Source organism: Phyllobacterium sp. K27 (genome assembly GCF_054796155.1).
Map to the genome: position 1 here is coordinate 3,298,583 of NZ_CM139240.1, position 15,312 is coordinate 3,313,894.

Annotated in this window: 14 protein-coding genes and 1 tRNA gene; 7 read left to right on the forward strand and 8 right to left on the reverse strand. The window is 52.4% G+C overall.

Annotation, left to right across the window (positions count from 1 at the left end):
* Positions 1–11: 11 nt before the first annotated feature.
* The 3 genes from ACYJL1_RS16335 to ACYJL1_RS16345 form a co-directional block, all read right to left on the reverse strand.
* Positions 12–449, reverse strand: a complete 438-nt coding sequence (locus tag ACYJL1_RS16335) for a DUF2948 family protein (RefSeq protein WP_460896351.1) — start codon at positions 447–449, stop codon at positions 12–14.
* 129 nt (positions 450–578) lie between these two features.
* The gene (gene murA, locus ACYJL1_RS16340; RefSeq protein ID WP_460896352.1) at positions 579–1,868 is read right to left on the reverse strand and encodes a UDP-N-acetylglucosamine 1-carboxyvinyltransferase; all 1,290 of its coding nucleotides are present in this window, start codon (positions 1,866–1,868) and stop codon (positions 579–581) included.
* Positions 1,869–2,081: 213 nt separating this feature from the next.
* Positions 2,082–2,273 (reverse strand): hypothetical protein, encoded by a 192-nt coding sequence (locus ACYJL1_RS16345; protein WP_460896353.1) that lies wholly within the window; start codon positions 2,271–2,273, stop codon positions 2,082–2,084.
* A 155-nt stretch (positions 2,274–2,428) separates the two neighbouring features.
* Between ACYJL1_RS16345 and ACYJL1_RS16350 the strand changes: the two genes are divergently transcribed.
* Positions 2,429–2,503 (forward strand) — tRNA-Thr (locus tag ACYJL1_RS16350).
* 24 nt (positions 2,504–2,527) lie between these two features.
* On the opposite strand, the gene ACYJL1_RS16355 is transcribed toward ACYJL1_RS16350, so the two are convergent.
* Together ACYJL1_RS16355 and ACYJL1_RS16360 are read right to left on the reverse strand one after the other, a co-directional pair.
* Complete coding sequence (locus tag ACYJL1_RS16355) at positions 2,528–2,680, reverse strand: hypothetical protein (protein ID WP_460896354.1); 153 nt, start codon at positions 2,678–2,680, stop codon at positions 2,528–2,530.
* Positions 2,681–2,686: 6 nt separating this feature from the next.
* On the reverse strand, positions 2,687–3,589 hold the full coding sequence (locus ACYJL1_RS16360) for a LysR family transcriptional regulator (protein ID WP_460896355.1): 903 nt from the start codon (positions 3,587–3,589) through the stop codon (positions 2,687–2,689).
* Between the two features lie 109 nt (positions 3,590–3,698).
* Between ACYJL1_RS16360 and ACYJL1_RS16365 the strand changes: the two genes are divergently transcribed.
* Positions 3,699–4,316: an FMN-dependent NADH-azoreductase gene (locus ACYJL1_RS16365; protein ID WP_460896356.1), complete on the forward strand. Its 618-nt coding sequence runs from the start codon at positions 3,699–3,701 to the stop codon at positions 4,314–4,316.
* Positions 4,317–4,765: 449 nt separating this feature from the next.
* The gene (locus ACYJL1_RS16370) at positions 4,766–5,209 is read left to right on the forward strand and encodes an MgtC/SapB family protein (RefSeq protein ID WP_460896357.1); all 444 of its coding nucleotides are present in this window, start codon (positions 4,766–4,768) and stop codon (positions 5,207–5,209) included.
* A gap of 15 nt (positions 5,210–5,224) precedes the next feature.
* On the opposite strand, the gene galE is transcribed toward ACYJL1_RS16370, so the two are convergent.
* The gene (galE, locus tag ACYJL1_RS16375) at positions 5,225–6,214 is read right to left on the reverse strand and encodes a UDP-glucose 4-epimerase GalE (RefSeq protein ID WP_460896358.1); all 990 of its coding nucleotides are present in this window, start codon (positions 6,212–6,214) and stop codon (positions 5,225–5,227) included.
* Positions 6,215–6,672: 458 nt separating this feature from the next.
* Between galE and ACYJL1_RS16380 the strand changes: the two genes are divergently transcribed.
* Positions 6,673–10,053, forward strand: a complete 3,381-nt coding sequence (locus ACYJL1_RS16380; RefSeq protein ID WP_460896359.1) for an autotransporter domain-containing protein — start codon at positions 6,673–6,675, stop codon at positions 10,051–10,053.
* A 174-nt stretch (positions 10,054–10,227) separates the two neighbouring features.
* Positions 10,228–11,505 carry a 5-aminolevulinate synthase gene (gene hemA, locus ACYJL1_RS16385; RefSeq protein WP_460896360.1) on the forward strand — a complete coding sequence of 426 codons (1,278 nt, stop codon included), beginning with the start codon at positions 10,228–10,230 and terminating at the stop codon, positions 11,503–11,505.
* 13 nt (positions 11,506–11,518) lie between these two features.
* Here the strand turns inward: hemA and ACYJL1_RS16390 are convergent, their stop codons facing one another.
* Positions 11,519–12,685, reverse strand: coding sequence for a pyridoxal phosphate-dependent aminotransferase (locus tag ACYJL1_RS16390; protein ID WP_460896361.1), 1,167 nt, complete (start codon positions 12,683–12,685; stop codon positions 11,519–11,521).
* A gap of 192 nt (positions 12,686–12,877) precedes the next feature.
* Positions 12,878–13,288: a large conductance mechanosensitive channel protein MscL gene (mscL, locus tag ACYJL1_RS16395; RefSeq protein WP_460896362.1), complete on the reverse strand. Its 411-nt coding sequence runs from the start codon at positions 13,286–13,288 to the stop codon at positions 12,878–12,880.
* Positions 13,289–13,663: 375 nt separating this feature from the next.
* Here mscL and ACYJL1_RS16400 point away from each other — a divergent pair, with 375 nt between their 5' ends.
* Both ACYJL1_RS16400 and ACYJL1_RS16405 read left to right on the forward strand, forming a co-directional pair.
* The gene (locus tag ACYJL1_RS16400) at positions 13,664–14,560 is read left to right on the forward strand and encodes an SLC5/6 family protein (protein ID WP_460896363.1); all 897 of its coding nucleotides are present in this window, start codon (positions 13,664–13,666) and stop codon (positions 14,558–14,560) included.
* A gap of 34 nt (positions 14,561–14,594) precedes the next feature.
* Positions 14,595–15,311 (forward strand): hypothetical protein, encoded by a 717-nt coding sequence (locus ACYJL1_RS16405; protein ID WP_460896364.1) that lies wholly within the window; start codon positions 14,595–14,597, stop codon positions 15,309–15,311.
* Position 15,312 lies beyond the last annotated feature (1 nt).

Here is a 15,312-nt window from a genome sequence, read left to right on the forward strand (position 1 = left end):
TTACTTACTCCTCAGGCTTCGTGCTCTGGACGGGATTGTGTTTCCCAAGCCGGACCCAAATCCGCCATTTGAGCTTCAATGGCTTCGACTTCGAGGCGCAAAGCTTTGTTTGCGGCAAAAAGCAGCTCGATAATTCCAGACGGAGCTTCGGAAACGATAAAACGAATGGCCAAGATGGAAAGAACATCATCCGGATAATGACGGTCGATACCCGTTGCCTTGACACTCAAGACCTGGCCGAAATAGAGCGCCGTGCGGCGGCGCTCAAAACTGCGATGACGCTTGCCGTCATCCGCCAGTTCCCAGACGAAACGATTAATACCAAGAACCAGCTTCTTTTCCGCTGCCAGATAATCGATATCGCGGACTTTCAGCACGGAATCCTGCAGGTGCGCAGATAGGATTTGCAGATCTTCCTCATCAAGCGCGATGAGTTTGAGAGTGTCCATGTCTACCCTTTGCCTCAATTTGCGGGGCCAGGACTTCCAATGGGGAATCCTGCTCTCTTCCCTGTTAGAGGAAAGCGAAGGCAAAGGGAATTATGCAAGACGTATAATCGACGCAGAAATTCCGGACGATCAGTCGCTGATCCGCTCAACCACCGCACCGCAGCGTGTCAGCTTTTCTTCAAGACGCTCAAAACCGCGGTCAAGATGATAGACGCGGTTGACCGTCGTCTCGCCTTCTGCCGCAAGACCTGCAATCACCAGCGAAACCGATGCACGCAGATCAGTCGCCATGACCGGCGCGCCGCGAAGGCGTTCAACACCCTCAATCTTCGCAGTCTGACCTGACAGTGAGATTTTCGCACCGAGTCGAGCCAATTCCTGCACGTGCATGAAGCGGTTTTCAAAAATGGTTTCAGTAATATGGGATGTGCCCTTGGCCTTGGTCATTAGCCCCATGAACTGTGCTTGCAAGTCCGTCGGAAAGCCCGGAAATGGTTGCGTTGTCACATCGACAGGCATAATCCCATGGCCATTACGCACAACGCGCAGACCGGAATTGGTTTCGGAGATTTCGACGCCGGCCTGACCCAACGTTGCAAGGGCAGCAGTCAGCAGGTTGGCATCAGCGCCCTCCAGGATGACATCGCCGCCCGTCATGGCTACAGCCATGGCATAGGTGCCTGTCTCGATACGATCAGGAATGACCCGGACGCGTGCGCCGGAAAGACTGGTTACGCCCTCGATTGTAACCGTCGCCGTACCAGCACCGCTGATCTTGGCACCCATGGCGTTCAGGCATTCAGCCAGATTAACGACTTCAGGCTCCTGCGCGGCGTTCTCAATGATCGTCTCGCCCTTGGCGAGCGTGGCGGCCATCATCAAGACATGGGTTGCACCAACCGAAACTTTCGGAAATGCATAGCGCGCACCGACCAGGCCGCCCTTGGCGCTGGCTTTGACATAGCCGTTTTCAATCTCAATATCGGCGCCGAGCGCGCGCAGGCCATCAATAAACAGATCAACCGGCCGTGTACCAATTGCACAACCACCCGGCAACGAAACGGTTGCAACACCCATGCGGGCGAGAAGCGGCCCGATAACCCAAAAGCTGGCCCGCATTTTGGAGACGAGCTCATAGGGAGCAACGGTATCGACGATATTGCGTGCTGTGAAATGAATCGTACGGGAATAAGCACCGTCCTGACGTTCGCGGCGGCCATTAACCGAATAATCAACCCCGTGATTGCCAAGGATGCGGATAAGCTGCTCGACATCTGCCAGATGCGGCACGTTTTCAAGTGTCAGCGTGTCATCGGTCAAAAGAGAGGCAATCATCAACGGCAGGGCCGCGTTTTTGGCGCCTGAAATGGGGATGATGCCGTTGAGCTTATTACCGCCGACAATCTTGATGCGATCCATAATCTGTCACTTTCGCGGGGGGAATACCCGTCCTGTCGTTAAAGGCTCTTTGCAGAGCGGGTTCCTTTAAACCATCACGTGTGTTGGTTCAAGAATAGCTTGTCATTCCTGTGCATAACGCTGATCTTCGAATCGGCCTTACGCAGTTCTCATGATCTTGAATGTGAGTGCGTCGTTTCTGCGTCAAAAAAGGATATGCAGAAAAATAACTCTCTATTTTTCACCGTCGGCTGAATCAGTTTGCGAGGTCGAGGCTTTCAAACCTTCATCGCGCCCATCTTCAGCGCCGGACCGACGTGATCTTGTCTGCTGTTTGCGCCGCGCAAGATTTGCGCGCAACTGTTCCGAGCGGCGTTTTTCACGCTCCTCTTGTTCGCGGCTGGGGTTTTTAGGCAACAAAGACATTGGTTTTATCCGGTATTTTGACTAGCTCTAACAATATTATGTCGGTAGCCAGCCTATGTTTTTTGCTCTCTTTGGATATTTTACCCAAGAGATTACGATTGCTTGCTTGCGATTTCAGCAATGATATGCCAGAAGTCCGCCGCGTTCGCAAATCGGCTGCGGTAGCTCAGTGGTAGAGCACTCCATTGGTAATGGAGAGGTCGAGAGTTCAATCCTCTCTCGCAGCACCAGTTTCCAACCAAACAACGCAGCTATCATTTATCGTTGGTTTTGCCGGGGGTAAGGCCAATCGCAATGCCTATGGCAAGACCGATCCCAATCCCCATTCCAATATTGCCGAAGACGGCGCCGATTGCCGTCCCGATTGCAACACCGAGGCCGAGATTAGGTGGTTTGTTGCTCGTCATCTCGTTTTAATCGAACTTTTCCAGCTCTTCTTTGAACCGTTCAACCATCCACGTCGTCGCGGGTCCCATCGCCGCGTCAACAGGATGAAGAACCACTAAATTGTAAGGAAGTTCCGGATAGGGATCCAGATTAAGGGGAACAAACCTGCCTTCGGCAATATCATCCTTGACCATCCACTTAGGCAAACCACCCCAACCAAGACCAGCCAGCATGAGCGAGCGCTTTGTTGCAACATCGGTCAAGCGCCATGTCTTGTAGGCAAACACGCCAAAGTCCTTGCCCTTGGTGTGCTCACTCAAATCCGTTACCACCAATTGGATGTGATCGCGGATCACAGCCAATGGTACCGGCCCCTCATATAGTGCCAAGGGATGATCAGGCGCAGCCACAGGCATCATCGTTGTTTGTCCCAGCCGGCCCATGACCAACTCGTCGTAAGCCTCCAACGGTTTACCGCCAAAGCCGATATCGGCTTGTTTCTTGAGTACAAGATCCCACACAACGCCAAGTGCTCCAACGTGCAAACGCAGACTGACAGTGGGGAATTGCACTTGAAATGCGGTCAGCACAGCAATGAGGACAGGCGATGGCAGAGTAACGTCGACCGCCACCGCAATTTCTGCCTCAAGGCCCTGCTTTAGCCCTTCGGCGCGCGCCCGCAGATTTTGAAGCACTGAGATCATGCGCCTCGCATCTTCAATCATGGCTGTGCCGACGTCAGTCAACCGAGGCTCACGCGCTCCGCCGCGCACGAAGAGCTGCAATTCGAGTTGGGCTTCCAGATTGGCGATCGTATAGCTTATTACCGACTGCGAACGATTGAGACGCCTCCCAGCAGCCGAGAAACTCCCAGTTTCAGCAACCGCTACAAAAACTTGCAACTGATCAAGCGTAGGATTGGGCAGCATTTAAATATCTACTTTATCGATAGGTTTAATAGATATTTTCCCAGTTTTCTAAATAGATGTCCAGAGCCAAATATTGTCCATCAGTTTCGTTCCTGAAAGGACCAATACAATGTCATCCATTCTTCTGATCACTTCGAGCCCACGTGGCGAAGCATCTCACTCAACCCGCGTTGCAACCGAATTTGCAAAAAAGCTGGCTTCGGCAAGGCGCGGCAATACGCTCGTCACACGCGACCTCGCCACCACTCCTCTCCCCCATATCGATTCCGACTTTGCAGCGGGAATTTACACGCCGGAGGAAACACGCACAGCCCCACAAGCAAAGGTGGTGGGCGTGTCCGACGTGGTTGTCGACGAGCTAATGGCGGCTGACACCATCGTTCTGGCAACTGGCATGATCAATTTCAACATTTCATCGACGCTTAAGTCGTGGCTCGACCATGTTATGCGTTCCGGCAAAACATTCAGCTATGGTGCGGATGGTCCTAAAGGTCTTGTAACTGGTAAAAAGGTTTACGTCATTCTCGCTTCAGGCGGCGTTTACTCCGATGGTCCAGCTGCGTCATTTGACCATGCCACACCATATCTGAAGACTGCACTTGGCTTCATTGGCATGACTGACGTGGAGTTCATCCGCATCGAAGGCGTTGCCATGGGCGCGGATGCCGAAGCGAAAGCCATTTCATCTGCCATCGAACACACCAACGATCTTGCGCTCGCCGCCTGAATAACCAGATATCAAAAATAAAAGCGGGCTTCGTGGCCCGCTTTTTGTTTGGTCTGCAATAGATTGGTGGCTTATCCTTGGCGGCTCCGTTCTACGTCATCGAGCCGCTTTAGTTGATCCAGCAAGCTTTCAGGAACGGTTTCTTCTATTTTATATATTCCAGCTGCTCTGATTGCCGAACGGTAACAAGACTGCGATATATGTCGCCGCAATATTTGAGACAACTGTTTTTCGTAGGTCCGGTTGCTGCCGTCCATTGTTTTAGACTCCAACTTTCTTGTCCTTCAAACCCGTTCTCTACGATGAAGGTTCCTCTTCTCCTACATTCCAATATCTTAATTCAATGTGTCGCTGCGCCGCAGCCTAAAGTCCCACCCGGTTTTCAACAGCTTGCTGGAACGTCTGGTGTTGCCAAACGTTAACCGCCAAATCGTTTCAGGGGGATTTCATTGACAGAGACGCTCCAGTATCTCAATTCCTTTCCAGTCGTTCCGCACCTGATTGCATTGTTTATAGCCTATGTGCTCGCTGTGCCGATCGGTGTTGAGCGTGAAGCCGAAGAGCGCAGTGCCGGAGTGCGGACATTCCCGCTCGTCGCGCTCGCCAGTTGCGGCGTTATACAGGGAACGGAGCATTTGACGGCTGATAACCCCGAGGCAATGGCCCGCATTGTCGAAGGCCTGATTACTGGTGTCGGCTTCATTGGTGGCGGCGCGATCCTCCAATTGAAGGATTCCGTGCGCGGAACGGCTACAGCCGCCAGCATATGGGCGACGGGGGCCATTGGCATTTCGGTCGGGCTGGCAAGCTATGACGTCGCCATCATCATTTCGCTGTTCACGTTCCTGACGCTGCGGCTGATGCTGCCTTTCAAAAAAGAGCCAAAGGAATAGTGTTGCGCTGCCAGCCTATCGTTGATTGCGGAATTGCAGCGATGCTTCCCATGTCAGCGCGGACTCAACGATCTTGTCCAGATCATCCAGTAGCGGCACCCATCCCAGCTCGTTGCGGGCCTTGCCGCTGTCGGCCACAACGGAGGCAGCATCGCCTGGCCGGGCGCTGGTGGGGCGGGCATCAATCGGCGCGCCATGAACACGCTCAACACTGGCAATGACTTCGTTGACAGAATAGCCACGGCCATAACCGCAATTGGCCACCATGCTGCTGCCACCCGAGCGCAACCGCTCAAGTGCAAGACGGTGCGCGGCGACCAGATCGGTGACGTGTATATAGTCTCTTATGCAAGTGCCATCTGGTGTAGAATAATCATTGCCAAAGACTTCCATGTAACGACGCTTGCCGAGCGCGGTTTCGCAAGCAATCTTTATCAGATGGGTTGCACCGCGGGTCGACTGGCCCGTGCGGCCTTTCGGATCAGCGCCCGCCACGTTGAAATAGCGCAGGGCCGTATAGTGGAAATTATGGGCAGCAGCGGTATCCCGCAACATCCATTCCGTCATTAGTTTCGACAGGCCGTAGGGCGATTCGGGCCGGGCCGGGTGATCCTCGTCGACGGGCAGCATGCCAGCATCGCCGTAAACGGCGGCGGTGGAAGAAAAAATGAAGTTCTTGACGTCAGACTTCACTGCGGCATCGATGAGCGTACGGGATTTTGACGTGTTGTTTTCATAATAGGCCAGCGGGTTGCGAACGGATTCGGGTACGACGACGGAGCCTGCAAAATGAATAATGGCATCGACATAGTTGCGCTCGATGGTCTGGCGCATGAGTGCCTGATCAGCAATATCCCCGACAACCAGCTTGGCCTCGGGCGGCACCGCCCATTTGAAACCGGTCGAAAGGCTATCGACGACCACAACCGATTCGCCGGCTTCAAGCAGGTCCCAAACCATGTGGCTGCCTATATATCCAGCACCACCTGTCACCAGCACAGTCATTGCCCATTTCCCATTTTATGCCTTTCACGTCTACAGGCCGTGCACAATACTTTAGTCCTATAGTTTATCCTACCATAACCGCAAGATCAGTTGTGAACGGGATATTACTTCAGGTGCGCTCGCCGAGAGTCATCTTGACCCTGCAAGCCAAATCAAGTTTAGGTAGCCAATATTTTTATCAATAGATTGTGCATAGTGAATTTGGGAGGATTATTTATGGCACATTGTACCATCGCAAAGCTTGTCCGCTGCCTTTGTAAAAATTCTTTTCATTGCAGCGCTTTCGTCGGCACTGTGTGGACTGCCAGCCCATTAAGCTTTCAAGATCGCGCAACCATTACAGCGTGATGATCCCATAACGAACTTTAGATTTTAGCAAGTGAACAGATGCCTTTGGCAGACTGCTCACGAGTCATAATGCATTCATTTTAGATATTTGATCGGGGGAGTATTTCAGTATGAATTTTTCAAAGAAACTGGGCCTTGTCAGCCATGCAGCCATCATTGCAGCCGGGTTAATCGCCACTCCGGCAATTGGACAGAATCTCGACAACAAGGCATTTGCCTTTAAAAACGTCATCGTATTTGGCGATAGTCTTTCGGATATTGGGGCATTAAAGCCTCCGGCCGACCTCGTTATGCAAAACCTGACGAAACTAGACCAAACGCTTACGGATGTTTCCAGTTTGATCAAGTCTCCTTCTCAGTTTGATTTGGGGAAATGGTCAACTTATTTTAAAGAGATTAAGCATTTCGCCTATCCTCCTTACACTGTTCCCAAAGAATTTATCAAAGACTTCAGCAGTGGTTTCCCAATAGAGACGAGAACTGCAGCTGTGGCTCAACTGGAAAGCTACAAAAAGCACTTGAGCGAATTGGCAGACCTCGTCAAGCACATCCCGCATGGTAGGTTCAGCAATGGCCCGGTCTGGAACCAGTATCTAGTGGGCGAGCAGGCTATCGCCACCGCCTATCCCGATAATATCGACAGATTCATGTCGAGAGTAACGATTGAATTCTTGCGTGATTGGTTCCGCTACCCTCTACTGCAAGCTATCTTCATACCTGCAAAGGCGACGGGGCATCTTTGGGAATATACCAAGCCACCTGCGGACGGGCGGTCGATGAACTACGCGGTGGGCGGTGCACGCTATGCGCGCACGGGGGACACCCATGCTAAATTCCTAATTCCCGGTTTGAGTGACCAGCTTGGCGGATTTGACGGCACCAAAATTTCCAAAGATACGCTTGTTGCCGTCTGGCTCGGTGCCAATGACGTGTTCACAATTCTTAATCCAGATTCGAATGCTGATCCGCAAGCCATTGTCAAAGAACTGAAAAAGAATATGACCGATGGGCTGGAGAAGATATATGGTGCCGGTGGCCGCAATCTTCTGGTGCCGAATGTGCCCGACGTGTCCCTGACCCCCGAACACAAAAACAACGCCAAAGAGGCGGCGGCAGCCACTAAGCTCGTCAATGACGCAATTGCTTCAGTCGTGGCCGACTTCAAGGCCAAACATCCCGGCGATGAATTGAACGTCTACACACCTGACATGACGACAGTTCTGGACATCGTCATACGGCATCCGGCTGCCTTCGGCATCGCCAACACGACTGATCAATGCATTTCGGTCGATGCCTGCCGTCAATATCCGAAGCCGGTAGAAAGCGGGAACCTGTTCTGGGATCAGGTCCACCCGACGACACGTGCCCACGGATATATCGCAAAGTATTTTACTACCTTCTGGCAGAACCCTGCCCTTGCCGGCTCCTACTTCTCATCTCCCACTGGCTTCTATGACACGACGCGCCACTATTTCTCTCCAAAAAGCGATCTTGTTTTCAGCGGAGGTCTTCACGGCAATAATGCCATGTACAAGCTCAACGGCGGAACCCTCACGCTAACCGGCGACAATTCCTACAACGGCGGCACGTTCCTTGAGGCAGGAACGTTGCAAATAGGTGATGGCGGCGAGACAGGCTCAATAGTTGGCAACGTCGTGACCTCTGCCAATACTGATTTAGGCTTCGACCGTTCTGATGTTTACACCTTTGCTGGTTCAATTAGTGGCGAGGGCAATGTAGCGCAGCTGGGAACGGGCACGACCATTCTAACTGGGGAAAGCACATATACCGGTCAAACGAAAATCGCCAAAGGCGGACTGGCTGTGGACGGCTCGCTCACCTCAACCGTGGTTGTGAACACCGGATTGCTCACCGGCACAGGCAAAATCGGTGGGTTGCAAGCCAATAGTGGCTCATTTGTCTCGCCGGGCATCGGGCAGTCTGTGGGAACATTGACCGTTGCCAACGATGCGACTTTCGAGAAAGGCAGCGTATACAATGTCAATATTGCCAATAATCTGCGAACCGCCGACCGTCTCGAAATCGGAGGAAAGGCAACGCTGCAGGGAGGGTCTGTTCAACTCCGGATGGAGGGCAATCCAGAACTGTTATCCGCCGATGAGGTCGAGACTCTTTTCCTCCAGAATTATAATATACTGCATGCCAAAGGTGGTCTGAGCGGCACCGGTCGGTTCGATAATGTTGTGCCCCAGTTCAACTACATCACACCTTCTCTGGTTTATGATTCGCAAAGCGTGAGTGTTGCTTTCGACGCAACCAAGACCACTTTGAATCGTATGATGGCCATAGAAGCACCGCTGCACGCGACAACCATAAATCAAAAAAGTGCTTGGGGCGGATTCAAGTCATTCGGCACAAAAAACCCGCTTTTCAATACGGTTCTGTTCTCCACAAAGGACAAGCCGTTGAATTATGACACGCTGACCGGCGAAGCGCACGCCTCTCTGGCCGGAGTTCTCATCAGTGACGGCCAGTTGATCGGCGATGCCGCATCGAGCCGTGTTCGCAGCGCCTTTAACGGTATCTCCGCAAAGGGCCAGTCGGCACAGATCGTCAGCGCAGCACCTCTTGCCTATGTGTCGGAGGGAAAGACAAAGACCCATGAAGCCTTTGCTCTGGTGGAGCCGCAGGCCACAACCACGCTTTGGGGACAGGGCTATGGTTCCTGGGCGCGGCTTGATGGCAATGGCAATGCAAGCAGCGTCAGCAGCAAGTCCGGCGGCCTGGTTACCGGTTTCGACGGCATTATCGATGACGACCTCTTCGGTACGCAATGGCGCGCCGGTCTGCTGGCGGGTTATGGCAACAGCTCCGTCAGCACCGCCTATGGTAAGGCCGGCATTGACAGCTATCAGATGGGTGTCTATGGCGGAGCAAACTGGGATGCGCTTGGCCTGCGCTTTGGTGTCAATCTCGCCCATCACGAGATCGAAACCGAACGCGACGCTCATTTCGGCAATATCCATGGCGAACATCAAGCGGAATATGGTGCAAACTCCATTCAGGTTTTCGGAGAACTTGGCTATACGTTCAAGCCAGCCCAAGGGCTTGCAATCGAGCCATTTGCCGGTCTCCGATATGCGTCAATCAAGACGGATGCCTTCGAGGAAAGTGGTACAATCAGCCAACTTTCGGCGCTTGCAAACCGGACAGAACGCACAAGCTCGACAGTTGGACTACGTGCCTCCTATCAATTCGAACTTGGGGGCAATGTCTTGGCAACGGCGCGCGGCACGGTCGGATGGAATCATGGCTTTGGCGACCTGACACCCAAGCAAAGGCTGTCCTTTGCGGGTGCGGCCCCGTTTACAGTCGAAGGGCTGCCCACAGCTCGAAATGCCGCCTTTGTCGAGGCCGGACTGGACTTCAATATTGGCAAGCGGACGACATTGGGGCTGACCTATTCAGGACAGTTCTCGCAATCGAGTCGTGCCAATGGTGTCAACGCCGATATAGCCGTGCGGTTCTGACACGAAAGCAATCCCCGGAGGCTTTAAAAAAGCCTCCGGGCTGCGACCTTCGTATTTCCTTGGGATTCTTCATCATCGACCCAACCTTGCGGCAAGCGTGGCAAATTGCCCACCCCGCAGTCGTGGATTTTGGCGGGCAAAAACGGTAGTAAATGAAGTATACAGGAGCACTTCATGGACTATCATCGGTTTTTCGAAGACGCTATTGAGCAGCTACACGCTGAAAAGCGCTATAGAGTCTTCGCCAATCTGGAACGGATTGTGGGGAAATTTCCCCGTGCGCTTTGGCGCTCGGCTGAGACAATCCGCGAGATTACAGTCTGGTGCTCCAATGACTATCTCGGCATGGGCCAGCATCCCAAAGTGATCGCCGCGATGCATGATGCATCCAGTCGCATGGGTTCGGGTGCCGGCGGCACGCGCAATATTTCGGGCAATAATCATCCGCTGGTTGAGCTGGAGCTGGAACTCGCCGACCTGCATGACAAAGAAGCTGGTCTGGTGTTCACTTCGGGATTCGTGTCCAATGAAGCGTCGATTTCGACCATTGCCCGGCTGCTGCCCAACTGCCTGATACTTTCGGATGAATTGAACCACGCCTCGATGATTGAGGGCGTCAAGCGTTCAGGCGCAGAGAAGCGTATTTTCCGTCATAATGATTTGGCACATTTGGAAGAACTCTTGAAAGCCGCCGGACGCGAGCGGGCCAAGCTCATTGTGTTCGAATCCATCTATTCAATGGATGGTGACATTGCGCCCATTGCCGCGATTGCGGATCTTGCCGAAAAGTACAATGCCATGACCTATATTGACGAGGTTCATGCCGTTGGCATGTATGGCGCGCGCGGTGGCGGAATCACTGATCGCGAAGGCCTTTCGCATCGCATCGATATTATCGAAGGGACGCTGGCAAAGGCATTCGGCACGTTGGGCGGCTATATAACCGGCCCCAAAAGTGTCATTGATGCGGTTCGCTCCTATGCGCCGGGCTTCATCTTTACGACGGCACTGCCGCCGGTAATCGCTGCCGCCTCGACAGAGTCTATCCGGCACCTGAAGATCTCGCAGGAAGAGCGCAGACTGCACCAGCAACAGGCACAATTGACCAAACATGTTCTGGCGCAGGCCAATCTGCCTGTCATGTCGTCTGAAACCCATATTGTGCCGGTTCATGTGGGCGATCCGGAACTGTGTAAGAAGGCCAGTGATCGTCTGCTTGAAAAGCACGGCATCTATATCCAGCCGATCAACTATCCAACCGTTCCCCGCGGCACGGAACGGCTGCGTATTACGCCAACGCCGTTTCATACGAACGAGCTTATCGTCGAGTTGAAGGATGCGCTTGTGGAAGTCTGGACTGCTCTCGGCATCCCCTTCTCGACCGGAGAAGCGACGCCTGTAGAAGCCAACGACCGGGTCGTAACGCTGGCTGTTTCCAAGGCTGGCGGCTGATGATTTTGATGGATCAGCGCTTGCTGATCCATTTTGCAAGCCTGTCTGCTGCCTCTTCGACCTGATCAAGACGACGCGCGAAACAAAGCCTCAGAAAAGCCTCGCCTCCATCGCCAAAAGCCGTTCCCGGCGCCAAGCCCACCTTAGCCTCCTCGACAATATCGAAGGCAGCGCGGTAGGAATCGCTGATGCCCTCAATTCCGAACATGAGATAGAATGCTCCGGCAGGGGGTGAGAGGTGCACGCGTCCCGTGGCTGCCAGTCTGGCGCAAAGTATGTCCCGGGCCTTGTGGGCGCGCTCAACTTGGGAGCGAATGAAATCATCGCCCTGGTTCAGCGCAACGACGGCTCCGCGTTGCATGAACTGGGCAACACCTGAAGTGGAATACTGGATCAGATTCTCGATTGTTTGACCAAGGGATGGATGCGCAACAAGCCACCCCACCCGCCACCCTGTCATGGCCCAGTTCTTTGAAAAACTGTTGACGAAGATGATACGATCCTCCGGATCCATAACATCAAGGAACGATGGAGCTCTGCGGGCGCCATAGTAGAAATGCGCGTAAATCTCATCAGCCACAATCCACAGGCCATGCTGACGCGCTATCGCTAGAATTTCCCGCAATGTTTCGATATCCGCCGTCCAACCAGAGGGATTGGAGGGCGTGTTGATGAACAATGCTTTGGTTTTCGGCGTGATTGCATCGCGAATCTTTTGCGGATCGAAGGTCCAGCCGTTTCCGGTGAAATCCTGCGTCACCGCGACGGGCGTTGCTCCGGCAATTGCGGCTGCTGCTGCAAAATTTGGCCATGCAGGAGAGAGGTAAACCACCTCATCGCCCGCGCCGGCGGTGGCTTGAACGGCCAATTGAATCGACTGCATGCCCGAGCCAGTGACATAAAAATGTTCGACAGGAAGATCGACCGCAAAATGCCGCTTATAATAATCGGACAGCGCCTGCCTCAACTCGGGAATACCACGCTGCCAGGTATAAAATGTCTCGCCATTATCGAGACCTTCGCCCGCTGCGGCGCGGATGAATTCCGGTGTTGGTAGATCACCCTCCCCGGCCCAGAGAGGAATAATCCCTTCTTGCCTCCTGCCGTGGTTCATAACAGCGACAATGCCGCTCTCCGGTGCCACTGCCGCTTCGTGACGGAGATGTTGAACCAAACTCATGGCGCCTTCCCACTTTATTTATGCAGGTCTCGCAAGATCATCCTTAGAAACCCATTGAGCAGAAGGCCTAACGCAATGCCAGTCAATTATCACGCGGATATTTGTGATGTTTCCATCAGCCGAAATGATGTGCTCCTGACACAAGATGACAAAGAAAAAACCCCAGCCAGCTGGCCGGGGTTTTGATTGAGTTTATTTTTTTGCAAGCAGATCACGGATTTCGGTAAGAAGGATTTCTTCTTTGGCGGGAGCGGGAGCTGGTTCAGCCACCGCTTCCTTTCTCTTGAATCTATTCATGGCCTTCACAACCAGGAACAATACCCATGCTATGATCAGGAAGTTGATCAGAAGAGTGATGAAATTGCCGTAAGCAATGGTTGCACCGGCTTCACGCGCAGCGTCAAGCGTTGGCGCCGGGGCACCTGACAATTGTATATAAAGATTCGAGAAATCAGTTCCGTTGGTCAAAAGCCCAATGATTGGCATCAAAAGATCAGCCACAATGGATTCGACCAGCTTGCCGAAAGCACCACCGATGATCACACCGATTGCGAGATCAACCATGTTACCTTTCAAGGCAAATTCTTTGAATTCCTTTAGCATGATATACCACTCTCCAGTATTGTGTGATAATGCGAACCATCCGTCCCAGATAGCCTTTATTCCTAACGTGACAGTAACAGAATTTGAATATTAATTAATAGACCGGTTGAATGTTTCTACAGCTGATTTGGCGGCTGACATGCTTGCTCCAGCTTAGATCATTCAGCGTTTTGGTAGAATGCGAGGTTATAGCGAATGGCGAGCTGGACCGCGATAATCGTTGCGATTCTCTACTTCTCAATACAATTCTGGACAATCTATATTGCTGATCGTCAGAGCGAAGCGACGATTAATCGACCCCGTCCATTGCTATACTCACTTGCAATTGCCGCAAGCGGCAGCAGTTGGCTCTATTATGGCTCGACAGGTTACGCTGTGCTGCACGGCGTTGAGTTTATTGGGCTTTATGTGGGAATTCTGCTGATCTTCACTATCGGCTTTCCCTTCTTGCTCAAATTGCGGCAGCTGGCCCGCAGCGAAGGCATCACTTCCATCTCCGATATGATTGGCGCACGTTACGGCAAGAGCTTTCTAGTCGCAGCGATCGTGACTTCAATCACAACCGTTGGGCTCATCCCCTATTTTGCTTTGCAGATGAGCTCCATCCACTATCTGTTTGATGTGCTGGCAGGCGCCTACACGCCGCAAATGGACCAAGAGCACACTGGCCACCTTGCCATTCCATTTCTGTCTATTGGATTGGTCGCTGCATTCATTGTTTTTTACAGTGGTCGATCCAATCCATCGGCAGAGCGCTACAACGGAATTGTCCACAGTTTGGCTTTGGATACCGTGATCAAGTATGTAGCAATATTATCCATTGGAATGGCAACGGCCACTTGGCTATTCGGCTCTCCTTCAGACATTTTTGATATAGTTTCCACCAATCAAGACCAAATAGCTGCACTTGAACCCGACTTTTCCATCGGAGATTTTGTCAGTCTTATTGTAGTGGGAATGTTCTCGATATTTCTTCTGCCCAGTCAATTTCATCTCATAATTGTTCAAAACAGGAATGACAGTGAGCTTCGCATGGCACGCTGGTTCATTCCGGCGACAATGCTGGTCCTCGGGATTTTTATCTTTTCTGATAGCGATTGTCGGCTCGATTGTTCTTCCGGCAGATGCTCCAGTCGATTTCTATTTTCTGGCGTTGCCTGTTGCCGCAGAACAATCCTGGTTAGCAATAGTCGGAGTTGCAGGGGGATCGGCTGCAGCGGCGACGATAATGCTGTTTCCTTCGATATTGCTATCCGTCATGATTTCAAATGACCTGTTGTTGCCGCTCTTGCTCAAGCGGGCATCAGTGAGCACGAATGCAGCCAAGGACTTTTCAAAAATCATACTCAGGCTTCGTCGCATCGTTGTTTTTGCAATTCTTCTGGCCGCATTCGGCTATCAATTTGTCCTCTCTGTCCACGTTGACTTTGCATCGCTGATACTGATCTCCGCTACGGCCATGATTCAGCTTGCACCGGCTTTCCTTGGTGGAATGCTATGGAGCCGCGCCAATGCGCGCGGCGTCTTCCTTGGTACGTTTGGAGGCATGGCCATCTGGTTCTACACAATGGTTCTACCGAGCCTTTTACCAATGGATGCCAGCTTTCTTATCGATGGCCCGTTCGGGATCATGGCTCTGCGACCACAGGCTTTGTTTGGCCTTGATGCGTCCCATTTCGTCAATGGTCTCGTCTGGACGTTGTTGGTAAACATTGCACTTTTCGTAGTCGGATCGATTTCCCGAACCGCTACTCCGAGCGAACGCATCCAAGCGTCAATATTTATTGCAGATAAGGTTCTTTCAAAGAATGCGCTTAATAGTCTGGAGTCCAATGTAACCGTCAAACAGCTAAAGGCCACACTGGCCAAATATATTGGTACCACACAGACAGAACTTGCGTTCAACAACTTCCACAAACAATCGAATATGACATTGGGCGATGATGAACCCGCCGACTTTAACACCATGCATTTTTCCGAGCAGTTCTTGTCCGGCATCGTTGGCCCCCCTCAGCCCGACTGAT